This is a genomic window from Vibrio sp. THAF190c, assembly GCF_009363355.1.
Taxonomy (GTDB): Bacteria; Pseudomonadota; Gammaproteobacteria; order Enterobacterales; family Vibrionaceae; genus Vibrio; species Vibrio fortis_A.
This window is the reverse complement of record NZ_CP045338.1, coordinates 2,147,745-2,165,595: the sequence shown is the minus strand read 5'-3', so window position 1 is coordinate 2,165,595 and position 17,851 is coordinate 2,147,745. Positions and strand designations below refer to the sequence as shown.

At 46.0% G+C, this 17,851-nt stretch carries 16 protein-coding genes; 11 read left to right on the top strand and 5 right to left on the bottom strand.

The window, feature by feature from the left end:
• The first annotated feature begins 30 nt into the window (after nt 1–30).
• The 5 genes from FIV04_RS09615 (at nt 31) to FIV04_RS09595 (ending at nt 7,100) form a co-directional block, all read left to right on the top strand.
• Nucleotides 31–3,120: a DNA translocase FtsK 4TM domain-containing protein gene (locus tag FIV04_RS09615; RefSeq protein ID WP_152469009.1), complete on the top strand. Its 3,090-nt coding sequence runs from the start codon at nt 31–33 to the stop codon at nt 3,118–3,120.
• 83 nt (nt 3,121–3,203) lie between these two features.
• Nucleotides 3,204–3,800, top strand: a complete 597-nt coding sequence (gene lolA, locus FIV04_RS09610) for an outer membrane lipoprotein chaperone LolA (RefSeq protein ID WP_152469008.1) — start codon at nt 3,204–3,206, stop codon at nt 3,798–3,800.
• A 44-nt stretch (nt 3,801–3,844) separates the two neighbouring features.
• Nucleotides 3,845–5,194 (top strand): replication-associated recombination protein A, encoded by a 1,350-nt coding sequence (locus FIV04_RS09605; RefSeq protein WP_152469007.1) that lies wholly within the window; start codon nt 3,845–3,847, stop codon nt 5,192–5,194.
• A 143-nt stretch (nt 5,195–5,337) separates the two neighbouring features.
• Entirely contained in the window at nt 5,338–6,645 is a 1,308-nt protein-coding gene (gene serS, locus FIV04_RS09600) for a serine--tRNA ligase (protein WP_032552084.1), read from the top strand.
• Between the two features lie 188 nt (nt 6,646–6,833).
• Nucleotides 6,834–7,100: a DksA/TraR family C4-type zinc finger protein gene (locus tag FIV04_RS09595; RefSeq protein WP_152469006.1), complete on the top strand. Its 267-nt coding sequence runs from the start codon at nt 6,834–6,836 to the stop codon at nt 7,098–7,100.
• 107 nt (nt 7,101–7,207) lie between these two features.
• Here the strand turns inward: FIV04_RS09595 and bioA are convergent, their stop codons facing one another.
• A complete protein-coding gene (gene bioA / locus FIV04_RS09590) occupies nt 7,208–8,485 on the bottom strand; it encodes an adenosylmethionine--8-amino-7-oxononanoate transaminase (protein ID WP_152469005.1) in 1,278 nt (425 codons plus the stop codon).
• A 161-nt stretch (nt 8,486–8,646) separates the two neighbouring features.
• Here bioA and bioB point away from each other — a divergent pair, with 161 nt between their 5' ends.
• The 4 genes from bioB to bioD are packed head-to-tail and all read left to right on the top strand — an operon-like array spanning nt 8,647 to nt 12,333.
• On the top strand, nt 8,647–9,699 hold the full coding sequence (gene bioB / locus FIV04_RS09585) for a biotin synthase BioB (RefSeq protein ID WP_152469004.1): 1,053 nt from the start codon (nt 8,647–8,649) through the stop codon (nt 9,697–9,699).
• Nucleotides 9,686–10,849, top strand: coding sequence for an 8-amino-7-oxononanoate synthase (bioF, locus tag FIV04_RS09580; RefSeq protein ID WP_152469559.1), 1,164 nt, complete (start codon nt 9,686–9,688; stop codon nt 10,847–10,849). The genes bioB and bioF overlap by 14 nt, the downstream gene beginning before the upstream one ends.
• Nucleotides 10,850–11,653, top strand: a complete 804-nt coding sequence (bioC, locus tag FIV04_RS09575; RefSeq protein WP_150894092.1) for a malonyl-ACP O-methyltransferase BioC — start codon at nt 10,850–10,852, stop codon at nt 11,651–11,653.
• On the top strand, nt 11,650–12,333 hold the full coding sequence (gene bioD, locus FIV04_RS09570; protein ID WP_032552090.1) for a dethiobiotin synthase: 684 nt from the start codon (nt 11,650–11,652) through the stop codon (nt 12,331–12,333). The genes bioC and bioD overlap by 4 nt, the downstream gene beginning before the upstream one ends.
• A gap of 96 nt (nt 12,334–12,429) precedes the next feature.
• Here the strand turns inward: bioD and FIV04_RS26920 are convergent, their stop codons facing one another.
• Nucleotides 12,430–12,597: a hypothetical protein gene (locus FIV04_RS26920; protein ID WP_167332347.1), complete on the bottom strand. Its 168-nt coding sequence runs from the start codon at nt 12,595–12,597 to the stop codon at nt 12,430–12,432.
• Between the two features lie 276 nt (nt 12,598–12,873).
• On the opposite strand from FIV04_RS26920, the gene htpX reads away from it, so the two are divergent.
• Complete coding sequence (gene htpX / locus FIV04_RS09565) at nt 12,874–13,737, top strand: protease HtpX (protein WP_032552091.1); 864 nt, start codon at nt 12,874–12,876, stop codon at nt 13,735–13,737.
• 246 nt (nt 13,738–13,983) lie between these two features.
• On the opposite strand, the gene purB is transcribed toward htpX, so the two are convergent.
• From purB to mnmA, 3 genes are all read right to left on the bottom strand, one after another.
• Entirely contained in the window at nt 13,984–15,354 is a 1,371-nt protein-coding gene (gene purB / locus FIV04_RS09560) for an adenylosuccinate lyase (RefSeq protein WP_150894097.1), read from the bottom strand.
• A gap of 142 nt (nt 15,355–15,496) precedes the next feature.
• On the bottom strand, nt 15,497–16,114 hold the full coding sequence (gene hflD, locus FIV04_RS09555; RefSeq protein WP_032552093.1) for a high frequency lysogenization protein HflD: 618 nt from the start codon (nt 16,112–16,114) through the stop codon (nt 15,497–15,499).
• A 43-nt stretch (nt 16,115–16,157) separates the two neighbouring features.
• Nucleotides 16,158–17,294, bottom strand: a complete 1,137-nt coding sequence (gene mnmA / locus FIV04_RS09550) for a tRNA 2-thiouridine(34) synthase MnmA (protein ID WP_152469003.1) — start codon at nt 17,292–17,294, stop codon at nt 16,158–16,160.
• 204 nt (nt 17,295–17,498) lie between these two features.
• Between mnmA and FIV04_RS09545 the strand changes: the two genes are divergently transcribed.
• Nucleotides 17,499–17,768, top strand: coding sequence for a hypothetical protein (locus tag FIV04_RS09545; RefSeq protein ID WP_032552095.1), 270 nt, complete (start codon nt 17,499–17,501; stop codon nt 17,766–17,768).
• Nucleotides 17,769–17,851: the final 83 nt, after the last annotated feature.

Sequence of the window (17,851 nt, the reverse complement as noted above, 5' to 3'; positions counted from 1 at the left end):
TTTTATCAAACACATTTATAAAGCTGGTTTATGTTCAAAGAGAGCGGCAACAAAGTCGAAACAATCATCAAAACGAGTGAAGAGCCTCAGTCTTCTCGTTTGACTGGTACCCAACGCTTAAAAGAGTGCAGCCTGATTCTAGGTGTACTGTTTTCAATTCTTCTTGCTGTCGCATTGCTGACTTTTAATCCGGCAGATCCATCTTGGTCTCAAACGGCTTGGGGTGGTGACATTCAAAACGCAGGCGGCTATGTTGGTGCTTGGTTAGCTGATACCCTGTTTTTTGTCTTTGGTTCTCTCGCTTACCCTCTCCCTATTCTTATTACGCTGGCGGCATGGGTTCTTTTCCGCAAGCGCGACGAAGATGAAACCATCGACTTCATGTTATGGGGTACTCGCTTACTTGGCCTCACGATTCTTCTATTAACCAGCTGTGGTTTGGCAGATATCAACTTTGATGATATCTGGTATTTTTCATCAGGTGGTGTCATTGGTGACGTTCTAACAAGCTTAGCGTTGCCAACGTTAAACATCTTAGGCTCTACATTAGTGCTGCTCTTTTTGTGGGGAGCGGGCTTCACTCTATTAACAGGTATCTCTTGGTTAAGCATTGTTGAATGGTTAGGTGATTCTGCAATCCGTCTATTTACCGCCCTTGTGAACAAAGTACGTGGCCACGACCAAGAGGTAATGGAGCCAGAACTGAGAGAAACAGAGCAGCACGACGAGTTACAACTTGAGGCGTCGAATCCGCCAATTGAGGGTATTGCTAAAGAGATTGAAGAAACCAACGACCCACTGACGAGCGATCCGAGCCTACACTTCTCAGCAACCGCTGAGCCAGAAGTTGAAATGCCAGTGGCAGAAGAGCCCAAGCGCCACTTTAATATTCATATGCCTGAAAAAGCGCCTGAAGCTGCAGTTAAAACATCTCCTATAGAACCAGCTGTGTTTACGCAAGAGATCGTTGAGCCTCAACCAATAGAAGCGCCTAAGCCAGTTGAAAGACCTGAGCCAGTTTATCATGCACCGGAAGAGCCATTGGAAGAAGGTGTAGAGCGCTCTAAGCAGCTGAATGCGACTATTGAACAACTAGAGCATGCTGCGATGGATGAGGATGACTTAGCCGAGCAGGCGCAAGCAGAAGCGCATCATTCGCAAGCAGCTTATCAAGAGTACATGCAAGAGCAGCCTGTGGAGCCTCAAGTTGCGCCAGAGCCGATTGTTGAACAAGAACCCGAATATATCGCGGAGCCGTTACAAAACAGTGAACCAGTAGAACAAGTCTCGTTTACTTCGGACCCAGAGCCAGAAGTTGTTCCAGAACCTATGTTCATTGAGCAACCTGCTGTTGAAAATGAGATTGCTCAAGAAACTTCTTTTGAAGAGACACCTCGTCGAGAATCTAGTATTGATGAAAGTAATTGGAACGAGACGGATACTGATGTAGATAAAGTTGAAGAGCAGGCGATTGACTTGCCTTGGGAAGAAGTAACGGAAGAAGTGCCTGCACACCCAGACCAAGATGTTGCGGCGTTCCAGAATATTGTTTCTGAAGCTCAGGCGAATATGGCGGCAGCGCAAAATCCGTTCTTGGTTCAAAAAGAGCCTAATCTGCCTAAACCAACGTCACCGATGCCGACCCTAGAGTTACTCTATCACCCAGAGAAGCGTGACAACTTTATTGACCGCGATGCTCTAGAAGATATCGCTCGTCTGGTTGAGTCAAAACTCGCTGACTATAAGATTAAAGCTGAGGTGGTGGATATTTTCCCTGGCCCAGTTATTACTCGATTTGAACTTGATCTTGCACCGGGTGTGAAAGTGAGTCGAATCTCAAGTCTCTCTATGGACTTGGCGCGTTCTCTGTCTGCTATGGCAGTCCGCGTAGTGGAGGTTATTCCGGGCAAACCATACGTAGGTTTAGAGCTACCGAACATGAGTCGACAAACCGTGTTCTTCTCTGATGTGGTGGGTAGCCAACAGTTTATTGATGCTAAATCACCAACAACGGTCGTGATGGGACAAGACATCGCGGGTGAAGCGGTTATTGCTGATATCGCAAAAATGCCTCATGTGCTGGTGGCAGGTACCACGGGTTCAGGTAAATCGGTGGGTGTGAACGTAATGATTCTGAGTATGCTGTATAAAGCAACGCCTGAAGATCTGCGCTTCATTATGATTGACCCGAAAATGCTTGAGCTTTCTATCTACGAAGGTATCCCGCATCTACTATCAGAAGTGGTTACGGATATGAAAGATGCATCAAACGCGCTGCGTTGGTGTGTGGGCGAGATGGAGCGACGTTATAAGCTGATGTCAGCGTTGGGCGTACGTAACATTAAAGGTTACAACGATAAGCTGAAAATGGCGGCGGAAGCGGGACATCCAATTCATGATCCATTGTGGCAAGCAGGCGACAGTATGGACCCTGAGCCTCCACTGCTTGAAAAACTGCCTTACATCGTGGTAGTTGTCGACGAATTTGCCGACTTAATGATGGTGGTGGGTAAGAAAGTTGAAGAACTCATTGCTCGTTTAGCTCAGAAAGCACGTGCAGCAGGTATTCACTTGATTCTTGCTACGCAGCGCCCATCGGTTGATGTTATCACTGGTTTGATCAAAGCAAACATTCCGACTCGTGTGGCGTTTACTGTATCGACGAAAACCGACTCTCGTACTATCTTGGATCAAGGTGGCGCAGAATCGCTTTTGGGTATGGGTGACATGCTGTATCTACCACCGGGCTCAAGTCATACCATTCGTGTTCACGGTGCATTCGCATCAGATGATGATGTACATGCTGTCGTTAACGACTGGAAAGCACGTGGTAAGCCGAACTACATCGATGAAATTACCAACGGTGAACAGACTCCTGAAACTCTGCTTCCGGGAGAGAAAATGGAGGGTGATGAAGACGTTGACCCATTGTTTGATCAGGTTGTTGAGCATGTGGTTCAGTCACGTCGTGGCTCGGTGTCGGGTGTTCAGCGTCGATTTAAGATCGGTTATAACCGTGCGGCTCGCATTGTTGAGCAGTTAGAAGCTCAAGGTATCGTGAGCCCACCAGGCCACAATGGCAACCGTGAGGTATTAGCGCCAGCGCCGCCGAAAGAGTAATCGCTTAATTGCGTAGATAGGAACTCAACCCTCAATGATCGGTCATAGCTTTATGACCGATTTACCTTGTAACAGGATAATTAATGAAAAAAGCACTCGCACTTCTATTTATGAGTTTTTCCGTTTTCGCTTCACCGAAGGAAGAACTGAGCAACCGACTAGCGCTAAACGCAGGTTTTAGTGCTGATTTCAAACAGGTTGTTACAAGCCCTGATGGCGATGTTGTCATGGAAGGAGAGGGTACAGTAGAAATTGCACGTCCAAGCTTATTCCGCTGGGAAACAACGTTCCCAGATGAAAACCTATTAGTCTCTGATGGTCAAAGCCTCTGGTACTACAGCCCGTTTATTGAGCAAGTCAGCATCTACTGGCAAGAACAAGCAACGGCGCAAACTCCATTTGTATTGCTTACTCGCAACCAACAGAGTGATTGGGATAACTACGATGTAACCCAATCGGGTAACCTATTTACACTCAAGCCAACGGCTGTTGATTCGAATCAAGGAGATTTCCAAATTCAGATCAACGACAAAGGCATCGTTCAAGGCTTTAATGTCATTGAGCAGGACGGTCAAAAAGGTGAGTTCACATTCAGTAATGTTGAACTGGGCAAGCCAAGCAGTGATCGTTTTACTTTCGTCGCCCCAGAGGGTGTCGAAGTTGACGACCAAAGAAACTGATTCTTTAGTGTTGTCCAATTTAATAGTGAATCAAGAGATAGCCATTGAGTAACTACAGTTTAGACTTTTCGGGGGACGAAGATTTTCGTCCCCTTGCTGCTCGTATGAGACCAGAAACGGTTGAGCAGTACATCGGTCAACAGCATATTTTGGGACCGGGTAAACCTCTGCGTCGAGCGCTCGAAGCTGGTCATATTCACTCCATGATCTTGTGGGGACCACCGGGTACCGGAAAGACGACTTTAGCTGAGGTGGCGGCGAATTATGCCAATGCTGAAGTCGAGCGCGTGTCAGCGGTTACTTCGGGTGTGAAAGACATTCGCGTAGCGATTGATAAAGCTCGTGAGAACAAGCAAGCGGGCCGTCGAACTATTTTGTTTGTGGATGAGGTGCACAGGTTCAACAAAAGCCAACAAGATGCGTTTTTACCGCATATCGAAGATGGCACCGTTACCTTTATTGGAGCGACAACCGAAAACCCGTCTTTCGAACTCAATAACGCTTTGCTCTCGAGAGCGCGTGTCTACAAACTGACTTCTCTCAACACTGATGATATCAATCTCGTGATCCGCCAAGCCATTGAAGATAAAGAGCGTGGTCTAGGTGATGTAAGTGCCCACTTTGCAGACAACGTATTAGATCGTTTAGCTGAGTTGGTGAATGGCGATGCGCGCATGTCACTGAACTATCTTGAGCTACTTTACGATATGGCTGAGGATGATGAGCAAGGCTGCAAGTCAATTACGCTTCAATTACTAGCAGAAGTCGCTGGTGAGAAGGTGGCTCGTTTTGATAATAAAGGCGATATTTGGTACGACTTGATTTCAGCAGTACATAAGTCCATTCGTGGTTCAAACCCAGATGCTGCATTATATTGGTCGGCACGTATGATTGCTGCTGGTTGTGATCCCTTGTACATCGTGAGACGTCTATTGGCGATTGCCTCAGAAGATATCGGTAACGCTGACCCAAGAGCCATGCAGGTTGCGATTTCGGCTTGGGATTGCTTTACTCGTATTGGCCCTGCAGAAGGCGAACGCGCGATTGCTCAAGCGGTTGTCTACCTTGCTTGTGCACCAAAGAGTAACGCTGTTTACACTGCTTGGAAGCAGGCGCTTACCGATGCACATAACTTACCTGAGTACGAAGTGCCTCATCATTTAAGAAATGCGCCAACAAGTTTGATGAAGGACATGGGCTATGGGCAAGAATACCGTTATGCTCATGACGAACCTGGGGCCTACGCGGCAGGGGAAAAGTATCTACCACCAGAAATGGGTGAGCGTCAGTACTATTTCCCAACAAAACGAGGCTTAGAGACCAAGATTGGCGAGAAGCTAGATTATCTGGCGGATTTGGACGCAAAAAGCCCACAAAAACGCTATGAAAAGTAGCCTTTTTTGGATATCTTAACCTAGTCATAAAATTCAGATTAAATCGTTAAAAAATGATGAAATAATCATCAATTTTGGCGGTTTAGTGGTGTTTCAGTGGTCAAGCTACTGAATATTCAAATAACTAAAGCATAGGATTAGCAATGCTGGATTCTAAATTACTTCGAGCTGAGCTGGATGAAACAGCGGCAAAATTAGCACGTCGAGGCTTTGACCTTGATGTAGAGACAATTCGTGAACTTGAAGAAAAACGTAAGTCCCTTCAAATGAAAACTGAAGAACTGCAAGCGTTACGTAACTCTCGCTCGAAGTCCATTGGTCAAGCAAAAGCGAAAGGCGATCACGAAGAAGCTGAGCGCATCCTTGCAGAAGTAGGTAACCTAGGTTCTGAACTAGACGCAGCTAAAGTTGCACTAGCAGATCTTCAAGGTGAGCTTGAAGCGATCACAATGGCAATCCCTAACCTGCCAGACGAGTCAGTACCAGCAGGTAAAGACGAAGATGACAACGTAGAGATCTCTCGTTGGGGTGAGCCAAAGACTTACGACTTTGAAGTAAAAGATCACGTTGATCTTGGTGAGCTTTCTGGTGGTCTTGATTTCGCAAGCGCGGTTAAGATTTCTGGTTCTCGCTTTATCGTAATGAAGGGGAAGTTTGCGCGTCTACACCGTGCAATTGCTCAGTTCATGCTAGACCTTCACACTGATGAGCACGGTTACACAGAGATGTACGTACCGTACCTAGTGAACCACGACAGCCTATACGGTACTGGTCAATTACCTAAGTTCGGTGAAGACCTGTTCCACACAAGCCCGCTAACAGAGCAGGTAAGTGATGTTCCTCTTAAGAAACTATCGCTTATCCCAACTGCGGAAGTTCCAGTAACGAACCTAGTTCGCGATACCATTACGGAAGAAGCAGAACTGCCACTTAAGATGACAGCTCACACGCCTTGTTTCCGTTCTGAAGCAGGTTCTTACGGTCGTGATACTCGTGGTCTTATCCGTATGCACCAATTCGACAAAGTTGAACTGGTACAAATTACTAAGCCAGAAGACTCAATGGCAGCACTAGAAGAACTAACAGGTCACGCTGAGAAAGTTCTACAACTTCTAGAGCTTCCTTACCGTAAAGTGGTTCTATGTACAGGTGACATGGGCTTCGGCGCAGCGAAAACTTACGATTTAGAAGTTTGGGTTCCAGCTCAAGAGACTTACCGTGAAATCTCATCTTGTTCAAACATGTGGGACTTCCAAGCTCGCCGTATGCAAGCGCGTTTCCGTCGTAAAGGTGAGAAGAAACCTGAGCTTGTACACACACTAAACGGTTCTGGTCTTGCTGTAGGTCGCACCATGGTAGCGATTCTAGAGAACAACCAAGAAGCAGATGGCCGTATCGCAATCCCAACAGTACTTCAGAAGTACATGGGCGGCGTAACGCACATCGGTTAATGAGTTAACCTTTGATATTGAAACCCAGCCACTGCGCTGGGTTTTTTATTGCCCGAATCTAGTCATTGTTACAAATAAGTAATAGTTATTTGCTTGCGCACTAGATTATATCCAATAGATATTGCTCGTATAATGGTCGCCTACCGCGGTAGGAATTGATTTTCTCATAACGATATTGAGGAGGGCATATGGCTGTAGGGTGGGCTGGCGACGACAGTGTTAGCCAGCAAATTCAAGATACCATTTCCGATGAGATCTCTCGCGTGAGAGGTAACATCAAGACTGGAGAAAGTGCTCATTATTGCGATGAGTGTGGTGACGAGATCCCAGAGAAAAGACGATTGGCGATGCAAGGGATACGCTTGTGTATTGAGTGCCAGTCAATGTTGGAGCATACCTCTCACCAACACGCCTTGTTTAATCGCCGAGCGAGTAAAGATAGCCAGTTGCGATGAATTGTTCCAAAAAAACAATGAGCTAACAGAAACGAGTTAGCAGTTAATATGAACGGTTGTTTTGACGGACAACCGTTCATACTTTAATGCATGAGTGCATTGCTCGCTTATTGAAAACATTCTGGTCGTTGAAGCGCACTATCTATGGCGGAGACTAGTTTCTCGATATGATGCGATTCACTGATAAATGGAGGCATCATATAAATCAGTTTTCCGAAAGGTCGGATCCATACCCCATGGTTAACAAAGTGAGCTTGTATTTCTTCCATATCAACGGGCGTGTGAGTTTCCACTACACCAATCGCGCCCAACCAACGAACGTCTTTGACCAACTCATGTTGTTTGAGTTTTGGAAGCAGCTCTGAAAAAAGTGATTCGATTTGTTTCGTCTGTAATTGCCAATCACCTTGTTCGATTAACCCAAGACTTGCTGCACCAACGGCACACGCGAGTGGGTTGCCCATGAAGGTAGGACCGTGCATAAAGCATCCGGCTTCACCGCCACACACCGTATCAGCTACGTCTTTGCTTGCAAGCGTCGCTGAAAGGGTCATATACCCCCCAGTCAGTGCTTTACCAACACATAGAATGTCCGGTTGAATATCTGCATGCTCACAGGCAAACAGCTTGCCCGTGCGACCAAAGCCTGTGGCAATTTCGTCAAGAATTAACAGTACATTAAATTCATCACACAGTTCTCTCACCTGTTTTAGAAACTCTGGATGATAAATACGCATCCCGCCGGCACCCTGTACGATAGGCTCTAAGATCACCGCGGCAATTTCTTGATGATGGGTGCTGAGTTCTTCTCTGAAACTGCTGATGTCGTCCGGGTTCCATTTATCCCAGAAACCAGTTTTTGGAGAAGCCGCAAAGATATGTTCCGGCAGGAATCCTTTGTACAGACTATGCATTGAGTTCTCTGGGTCTGTCACTGACATCGCAGCGAAAGTATCGCCATGATAGCCATCTCTTAGCGTTAAAAACTTGGAGCGCGGTTGCCCTTTTGCATGCCAGTACTGCAAGGCCATCTTTAAGCTCACCTCAACAGCGACTGAGCCCGAGTCTGCCAAAAATACATGTTCCAAATTATTGGGCGCGAGCTTCAGCAGCTTTTTACATAGGTCGATTGCTGGCTGATGAGTAATACCACCGAACATAACATGTGAAACCTTATCAATTTGACTGTGCGCAGCTTCATTTAGCACCGGGTGGTTGTATCCATGGATGGTGGACCACCAAGAAGACATACCATCAATTACTCGCTTACCATCTTCCATTTCTAGTAAAACCCCTTCGGCTCCAACAACCGGATAGCAGGTCAGAGGTGTGAGGGTCGAAGTGTAGGGATGCCAGATGTGCTGGCGATCAAAGGCGAGATCCATAGCGATTTCCATGTTTGATTTGGTTGAAAATTAACCGATTGTAAACTTTTGTTTTTATCAATGTGTTGACAGTCTAAAGCTTGTCGGTAGACTAGCCAAGCATAAATGCAAAACCTCAAAGTGGATTTGCGCAAAATAAGATAAAAGAAAAGGATCGACACGTGGAAGTTCGTCATAACTGGACAGTAGCTGAAGTAAAGGCTCTGCTTGAAAAACCGTTTATGGATTTGATGTTTGAAGCTCAACTCGTTCATAGACAGTACCAACTGCACAACCACGTGCAGGTGAGTACACTTCTTTCTATTAAAACCGGTGCTTGTCCAGAAGACTGTAAATACTGTCCACAAAGTGCTCACTACCGCACTGATGTTGATAAAGAGCGTTTGATGGAAGTTGAACGCGTGCTCGATGCCGCTCAAAAAGCGAAAAACGCAGGCTCTACGCGTTTCTGTATGGGTGCTGCATGGAAGAACCCGAAAGAGCGTGATATGCCTCATCTAACAGAGATGATCAAAGGCGTGAAAGGCATGGGGCTAGAGACTTGTATGACGCTGGGCATGTTAACACCGGAGCAGGCGGGTGAATTGGCTGATGCAGGTTTGGATTACTACAACCACAACCTGGATACCTCTCCTGAGTTCTACGGTAGCATCATTACGACTCGTACTTACCAAGACCGTCTAGATACCTTATCTCACGTTCGTGATGCAGGTATGAAGATCTGTTCTGGCGGTATCATCGGTATGGGTGAGAGCACCAATGACCGTGCTGGCTTACTTGTTGAGCTTGCTAACCTCCCTGTTCACCCTGAGAGTGTGCCAATCAACATGCTAGTAAAAGTGAAAGGCACGCCGATGGAAAACGTCGATGACGTTGAATCTTTCGACTTCATCAAGCTTATCGCAATTGCTCGTATCATGATGCCGAAATCGGCAGTTCGCCTGTCTGCAGGTCGTGAAAACATGAATGAACAGATGCAAGCGATGTGCTTTATGGCGGGAGCGAACTCTATCTTCTACGGTTGTAAGCTACTGACTACACCAAACCCAGATGAAGACACCGATATGCAGCTTTTCAAGAAGCTGGGTATCAACAGCCAAGAAGTGACACAAAAGCCAGATGAAATCCAAGAAAACGAACTGTTAGATCAAGTGGTTGAGCGCGTTGCGGCTCGTCCAACGAAAGATGACATGTTCTACGATGCCAGCGTTTAACTCTCGTATTCAAAAAGCCCTTACTGATCGTCTTCAGCAAGGGCTTAACCGTCAGCTTAATGTGCTTAATCCGGTGAGCCGCTCAGAAGTTGAGTTGGACTCGAAGGTATATAGTAACTTCTCTAGTAACGATTATTTAGGCTTGGCGAATGATCCAGAGCTGGTTTCTGCTTGGCAGGATGGGTTGAGTCAATACGGGGCTGGTAGTGGTGCTTCACCATTGGTGACAGGCTTTAGCGCTGCGCACCAAAACCTAGAGTCCCAGCTGTGCGAATGGTTAGGCTATGAGCGTGCAATTCTGTTCAGCTCAGGCTTCAGCGCAAATCAAGCGTTGTTGTTTTCCCTTCTCGACAAAAACGACACTCTCATTCAAGACCGCTTAAATCACGCTTCGCTTATGGAAGCGGGGGCGTTGTCTCCTGCGAAAATGAAGCGCTTCAAGCACAATGATGTTGCTCATTTGGCTTCGCAGCTTGCTGTTTCAGAAAATGCATTAGTGGTCACTGAAGGTGTCTTTAGTATGGATGGTGACCAAGCGCCATTGAATGAAGTCGCTAGAGTGACTGAGCAGAGCGATGCTTGGTTAGCCGTCGATGATGCTCATGGTATTGGTATATTGGGCGAATACGGTGCAGGTAGCTGTGCGGCTGCAGGAGTAAAACCTGAGTTACTGGTGGTGACATTTGGTAAGGCTTTTGGTTTGTCTGGCGCAGCGATTCTTTGTAGTAAAGAGGTTGGGGATTACTTAACCCAGTTCGCAAGGCATCACGTCTACTCAACGGCGATTCCACCGGCTCAAGCTTTTGCGTTAAGCACTGCATGTCGAATGATACAGACTCAGCAATGGCGCAGAGATAAATTGAATGAGCTACAGGCGATTTATCATGAAGGTACAAAGGGGCTGAAGGGTCACATCGAAACCAATACGCCGATAAAGCCATTTATGGTCGGCCAGTCAGAGCATGCTATTAGTATTGCAAACCGAATGAAAGAGAGTGGCATTTGGATGACCGCAATTCGTCCGCCGACAGTGCCAGTAGGGACTGCTCGTCTCAGAATTACATTGACGGCCAATCATAGCCCAGAGCAAGTGTCCCAGCTGACTCATTCGTTAAAAAGTGCGTTAGAAACGCAACGTGAGGTAGAGTAAATGTCACAGCAAGCCGTCGTAGATAATTACACTGTCCAAGATAAAAAGGCGATCGCAGATGCCTTCGGAAAAGCTGCTAAAAATTACGATAAACATGCTGAATTCCAGCGTGACGTAGGTCAGCGCCTTCTCGATAAGTTACCTAACGATCTAACTGGCTATCAGGTATTAGACCTAGGGTGTGGGACAGGTTATTTCTCCAAACGACTTATTGAGCGAGGAGCTACGGTTGTCTGCGCCGATTTGTCATTAGGTATGTTAGAACAAGCCAAACAGAGATGTGGAGATGGCGTAGCTGTTTATCAGCAAGCGGATGCTGAAGCCTTACCGTTTGAGGATGACCGTTTTGATTTGGTGTTCTCTAGCTTGGCGCTACAGTGGTGTGATGATCTCTCCATGCCATTGCGAGAAATGAAGAGAGTGACACGCCAAGGTGGCTCTATTGCTTTTTCTACCTTGTTAGATGGTTCTCTGATTGAGTTGAAAAAGGCATGGAGTAAAATTGACTCACATCAACACGTCAACCACTTTATTACCGCCAATCAGGTAAAAATTGCGTTAGCGCAATCTAGCTGTGTCCACCATCTACTAGACTTGCCCTCCATCACAGTATGGTACGATTCAGCGTTTGAATTAATGCGCGACCTTAAGGGGATTGGTGCCAACCACGTAAGTGGGCGCTCACAAGGTCTGACCAGTAGAAGAATGCTGCAGCTTGTCGAGCAAGAGTATCGAACATTTCAAAACCATCAAGGTTTCTTACCAGCAACATATCAAGTTTGTTTAGGGGTTATTCAATTATGATTGATGCATTATTTATTGCAGGTACGGATACCGAAGTGGGCAAAACCGTGGTTTCAAAAGCTATCTTACAAGCTTTTGCCGCGAAAGAACTTTCAACGATTGGCTACAAGCCTGTCGCAGCGGGTTGTGAGCAGTACCCAGAAGGCGCGCGTAATAGCGACGCTCTTCATCTTCAAGAAGCGGCAACTCAAGACATCGATTACGATGATGTTAACCCATACGCATTGATGCTTCCGGCTTCTCCTCACATCGCAGCTAAGCGTGACGGTGTTGTAATTGATGAAGCGGTGCTTTCTCAAAAACTAGAGCAACACAAACAGAACTCTGACTTTGTGCTAGTTGAAGGCGCTGGTGGCTGGCGCGTACCGGTATCTGATGACGTTTGCTTGTCTAATTGGGTTAAGAAAGAGCAGCTTCCAGTTGTATTGACTGTGGGTATTAAACTAGGTTGTTTAAGCCATGCTCTATTAACAGCAGAAGCTATTCGTGCAGATGGCCTTAACCTGGTCGGTTGGGTTGCAAACAGAATTAATCCAGGTACAGAGCATTACGCTGACATCATCGCCATGTTAGAAGATAAGTTAGGTGCTCCGAAATTGGGTGAGATCCCATATGTACCAAAAGCGAAATCGAAGAACATTGGTAAGTACATTGATGTTCAGCCTCTAATGGCTTTATAAGTCATTCGCTGAAGACCAAAAATTGAAAAGGGCTGCACAATTGCAGCCCTTTCGTTTATCTGTCGATCTCTTAAGCCAGAAGATCGCTGAGCGGTATTAGTGGTCTTTAGTTAGACCCATCAACGCCTGTTGTGTCTCTGTAATATTATTTTGTGCAGCCTCTGGCGTCACGATACCAATCTGTTTCTTTGCTTCTTCTTCAGTGATACCTAAGTGACAACACAGTAAATCAATAGCCATTTGAGTGTTAGTACCTTCAACCATGATCCTTTCCTTTTGTTACTCGGACTAGCCAATAAATCATCTAGGCACACTGTAAACGGATCAGTCGATGTTCTCTATACGACTTAGGTCTAATACCCAAGTCTAAATCGAATACGGTCTAGTAATTAAATGTTGCAATTTAATGCTTAACCTTGTTTTCTAATTCTTAGACTATATGTATAAGTAAATAGAAGTGTTCAAAGCGCGACATTCATCCTGTTGGCTTTGTCTATAATGATAAGTTTTTATAAAACAGCTTTCATGCGGAGATAAGTAATGAAGCGAGTAATGTTGTTCCTTGCAACCAACTTAGCGGTTGTATTGGTACTAAGTGTTGTTCTTAATATTGTATACGCTGTAACGGGGATGCAGCCTGGCAGCCTTTCAGGATTGCTCGTGATGGCTGCCGTATTCGGTTTCGGTGGTTCTTTCATTTCTTTGATGATGTCAAAAGGAATGGCTCTACGTTCTGTTGGCGGTATGGTGATTGAGAGCCCTCGCAATGAAACAGAACATTGGCTGATGGAAACAGTAAGCCGCCAAGCTCAACAAGTAGGTATCGGCATGCCAACCGTCGCTATCTATGATTCACCAGACATCAACGCATTTGCTACCGGCGCTAAACGCGATGATTCACTGGTTGCGGTATCAACGGGTCTGCTGCACAGCATGACTCGTGACGAAGCTGAAGCGGTACTTGCTCATGAAGTTAGCCACATCGCAAACGGTGATATGGTAACAATGACTTTGATGCAAGGCGTTGTGAACACGTTCGTTATCTTCCTGTCTCGCTTCATCGCGAACATCGTTGCTTCTAATGACAACGAAGAAGAGGGTGGCAGCAACATGATGGTGTACTTCGGCGTGTCTATGGTTCTTGAGCTAATCTTTGGCTTCTTAGCGAGCTTCATCACAATGTGGTACAGCCGTCATCGTGAGTTCCACGCCGATGCAGGTGCAGCGCGCCTAGTGGGTAAAGAGAAGATGATTGCTGCTCTAGAGCGTCTAAAGGTAAGTCACGAGCCACAGCTTGAAGGTTCGATGATGGCATTTGGTATCAATGGTAAGAAGTCTCTGAGTGAGCTGTTAATGAGCCACCCACCACTAGACAAGCGTATTGCATCTCTACGTAACATGTAATCTTAAAGAGATTTGTAATTGAAAGGCTTCCTTCGGGAGGCCTTTTTTATTTCCGAATCAATGGTTCTGATTATTGGTGACGGTACGACTTTGACCTGTTTGATTTGTGGTTGCTTTGGGTTACGTCTGTATCAATAGATTAATTCAGTTTTGGTTTGCCACTGAACATGGTTAGCAACTACCAACAGATACAAAAAAGGCTTCCACAAGGGAAGCCTTCTTATACCATTGTATTTGAATCTCGAATTACAGCTTGTCAGTCAGCTCGATTGCTTGACCGATGTAGTTAGCTGGCGTCATCTCTTTCAGACGTGCTTTCTCGTGCTCTGGAAGCTCAAGACCGTCGATGAAGTTACGCATTGCTTCGCCGTCTACACGCTTACCGCGAGTTAGCTCTTTTAGCTTCTCGTATGGTTTTTCGATACCGTAGCGGCGCATTACTGTTTGTACTGGTTCTGCAAGAACTTCCCAGTTTTGGTCTAGCTCTGCAAGTAGTGCTTCGCGGTTAACTTCTAGCTTGCTGATACCTTTCAGAGTAGAAGTGTATGCGATGATCGCGTAGCCAACACCAACACCTAGGTTACGAAGAACCGTAGAGTCAGTTAGGTCACGCTGCCAGCGAGAGATAGGCAGTTTTTGTGCTAGGTGGCCGAATACAGCATTAGCTAGACCTAGGTTACCTTCAGAGTTCTCAAAGTCGATTGGGTTAACTTTGTGCGGCATAGTTGAAGAACCGATCTCACCAGCAATAGTCTTCTGCTTGAAGTGACCTAGAGCGATGTAGCCCCAAACGTCACGATCGAAGTCGATTAGGATTGTGTTGAAACGTGCAACTGCATCGAATAGTTCAGCGATGTAATCGTGTGGTTCGATTTGAGTTGTGTATGGGTTCCACGTTACGCCTAGAGACTCAGTGATGAACTCTTCAGAGAACTGGTGCCAATCAACTTCTGGGTAAGCAGAAAGGTGAGCGTTGTAGTTACCTACAGCACCGTTGATCTTACCAAGGATTTCAACGTTCGCGATTTGCTTGTACTGACGCTCCATACGGTACGCCACGTTTGCCATCTCTTTACCCATTGTTGATGGAGAAGCAGGCTGACCGTGTGTACGAGATAGAAGAGGGATGTCGCGGTACTCAACAGCAAGTGCTTTGATAGCATCGATGATGTTTTGGATTTCAGGAAGAATCACTTCGTCACGAGCTTCTTTCAGCATTAGCGCGTGAGACGTGTTGTTGATGTCTTCTGAAGTACATGCAAAGTGGATGAACTCGTTTACAGCGTGAAGCTCAGGAACACCAGCTACTTTCTCTTTTAGGAAGTACTCAACCGCTTTAACGTCGTGGTTAGTCGTACGCTCGATCTCTTTGATGCGTGCTGCATCTTCTTCAGAGAAGTTTGCTGCTAGTTCATCTAGAAACTTGTTTGCTTCTGCACTGAATGCCGGTACTTCTGCGATTGCGTCTGTTGCCGCAAGCTTTTGTAGCCAACGAATTTCAACGATAGAGCGGTACTTTAGTAGACCAAACTCACTAAAGATGCTGCGAAGTGCAGTTGTCTTGCTTCCGTAACGGCCGTCTACTGGTGAAACAGCAGTCAATGCTGACAGTTCCATGGTGTTCTCCTGAATTGAGTTTCTAAATTTTGTGAGCTTTATACCAGTAACTTTGCAGTTTGTCACGCACATTGCGCAAACGTTTGCGTGAGGGTTGTTTTGGTACAAAGAATAAGCTCGCGACAGTGCGCGAGCTGGTGTATTACATTCTTGCTAAGAGGATTTGAGCTTGCTCAACCATCTTCTTGCGTCCGAAGATTAGGTGGCGACGTTTGCCTCCTACTTGACGCCAAAGAACGGCACTGCGGATCCCTGAAAGAAGCAGGGCACGTACTTTGTGTTGGTTTGATGTCTGTTGAAGAACTGAAGGTGTACCTGAGACCTGAATACGCGGGCCAATCGGGCTTACCACGTCAAGGTAGATACTCGCTAGGTTGCTTACCATCTGCTCATCAAAAAGATCAAAGTGCTCAGCTTGGCGCTCTGCGGTTTGGATGCGATCGCCTAGCTGAGACATTGCATCATTACGACCTGACAGCTTACGCTCAAGTGCCATCAAACTAATGATGTAACGCGTGATGTCGCTGCCTGCAGGAGTACTATCGATACCTTTTACTAGGCACTCTAGACCAAGCTTTAAGTTGGACTCGCGACCAAATACGCCCACAGTATTCGCTGGGTTGGTATTTAAAATCGCACTGAGTGAAGCTTCAAAGGCATCTTTATCACAATAGCCGTCTTTTGCTACCTGTTGAACCAAAGCGACTGCTTGGCAGATTCCAGCGAAAGCGATTGTACGGTCATAAAGTGTGTTGGCCACGTAGTAACTCCTAGTTGTCTTCTATCGTTTGTCGTTCGATCAGTTAGATGCGTTTTTCGATGATGCCGCCACCAAGACAAACTTCGCCTTGATAGAATACTGCTGACTGACCTGGAGTCACTGCAATTTGAGGCTCGTCGAAGATAACCTTGATGTTCTCATCGTCAATTGGAATGATTGTACAAGGAATATCTGTTTGGCGGTAACGAGTTTTTACTGTGCACTTCAAAACATCAGTAATTGGTGCGCGGTCTACCCAGTGCAGTTGCGACGCAATTAAACCTTCAGATTTTAGAAGAGGGTGGTCTTTACCTTGTACCGCAATCAATACGTTACGCTTAAGATCTTTTTCGCCAACGAACCATGGTGCTTCGTTGCCACCGCCGCCTTTAGTGCCACCGATATGCAGGCCTTTACGCTGACCTAGTGTGTGGTACATCAGACCGTTGTGCTTACCAATCACTTTGCCTTCTGGTGTTTCAATATCACCTGGTTGTGCTGGTAGGTACTTGCCTAAGAATTCTGTAAATTTACGTTCACCGATGAAACAGATACCTGTTGAATCTTTCTTCTTTGCAGTGATCAGATCTTGCTCTTCAGCGATCTTACGTACTTCTGGCTTCTCTAACTCACCTACTGGGAATAGGCTGCGCGCAACTTGGTCTGAGCTAAGCGTGTATAGGAAGTAGCTTTGGTCTTTATTGCTATCTAGACCACGAAGCATTTCTGGCTTTTTACCTGCATCTAGCTCTTCTTGAGTTGGGAAAGTACGACGAACATAGTGACCCATTGCAATGTAGTCTGCGTCTAGTACTTCATCCGCAAATTCAAGGAAGGCTTTGAATTTGATTTCTTTGTTACAAAGAATGTCTGGGTTTGGCGTACGACCTGCTTTGTATTCTGCAAGGAAGTATTCGAATACGTTGTCCCAGTACTCTGCTGCAAAGTTAATGGTGTGAAGGTGGATACCTAGCTTGTCACAAACCGCTTGCGCATCCGCAAGATCTTCAGCTGCCGTACAGTACTCTTCGTTATCGTCTTCTTCCCAGTTTTTCATGAAAAGGCCTTCTACCTGATAGCCTTGTTGCTGGAGAAGATACGCCGAAACTGACGAATCTACACCGCCGGACATACCGACAATTACTTTCTTTTGGCTGTTTCCAGAGCTGATATCTGACATGTCTAAACACCGTTACTATTACTTGGTCGCAGATTCTAACAGAAAGAGAAACAACGTGACAGATCCGAGACCGGAATCACAGTTTCTTTTGCACAAGAAGTGCGCTGTATTTCATTAGGAATCTGATGAAAGCGAAGCGAGTCGCTAGGATGTCAGACCTATATGTGGCATAGTCGCTGAAAATCCAAGACCTGAGATGAAAAAATGTCTGAACAAGATGAATTTATGCAAGAAGAGCAGTTGATTGAGATTATTGAGAATCAGCTAGAAGACGGACAACCGATTAAGGTCAAAGAGACTTTAATGCGTTTGATGATGACCGGGCACTCTCGTGAAGATGCAATTGCAGCGATGGCATGTGCACTTGCAATCGAAGTATTTGATGTCATGAAGAACAACGCTGAATTCAACCAAAAGCGTTACGCAGAACATCTGGATATGCTGCCAGATCTAAGCTTTATGGAAGGCGAATAAAAAAATACCCATGCAAACGTTTGCTATAGTTTGAGTGATTGCCGCGCTAAATATAGCGCGGTAGAATCCGCCCCCTATTTCCC

Excerpts from the sequence above, each read along its gene's own strand:
- FIV04_RS09595 (WP_152469006.1), top strand. The coding sequence starts at position 6,834 with ATGGCTGTAGGGTGGGCTGGCGACGACAGTGTTAGCCAGCAAATTCAA.
- bioD (WP_032552090.1), top strand. The coding sequence starts at position 11,650 with ATGATTGATGCATTATTTATTGCAGGTACGGATACCGAAGTGGGCAAA.
- FIV04_RS26920 (WP_167332347.1), bottom strand. The coding sequence starts at position 12,597 with ATGGTTGAAGGTACTAACACTCAAATGGCTATTGATTTACTGTGTTGT.
- FIV04_RS09545 (WP_032552095.1), top strand. The coding sequence starts at position 17,499 with ATGTCTGAACAAGATGAATTTATGCAAGAAGAGCAGTTGATTGAGATT.
- bioC (WP_150894092.1), top strand. The coding sequence starts at position 10,850 with ATGTCACAGCAAGCCGTCGTAGATAATTACACTGTCCAAGATAAAAAG.
- FIV04_RS09615 (WP_152469009.1), top strand. The coding sequence starts at position 31 with ATGTTCAAAGAGAGCGGCAACAAAGTCGAAACAATCATCAAAACGAGT.
- lolA (WP_152469008.1), top strand. The coding sequence starts at position 3,204 with ATGAAAAAAGCACTCGCACTTCTATTTATGAGTTTTTCCGTTTTCGCT.
- mnmA (WP_152469003.1), bottom strand. The coding sequence starts at position 17,294 with ATGTCAGATATCAGCTCTGGAAACAGCCAAAAGAAAGTAATTGTCGGT.
- htpX (WP_032552091.1), top strand. The coding sequence starts at position 12,874 with ATGAAGCGAGTAATGTTGTTCCTTGCAACCAACTTAGCGGTTGTATTG.
- bioA (WP_152469005.1), bottom strand. The coding sequence starts at position 8,485 with ATGGATCTCGCCTTTGATCGCCAGCACATCTGGCATCCCTACACTTCG.
- bioF (WP_152469559.1), top strand. The coding sequence starts at position 9,686 with ATGCCAGCGTTTAACTCTCGTATTCAAAAAGCCCTTACTGATCGTCTT.
- serS (WP_032552084.1), top strand. The coding sequence starts at position 5,338 with ATGCTGGATTCTAAATTACTTCGAGCTGAGCTGGATGAAACAGCGGCA.
- purB (WP_150894097.1), bottom strand. The coding sequence starts at position 15,354 with ATGGAACTGTCAGCATTGACTGCTGTTTCACCAGTAGACGGCCGTTAC.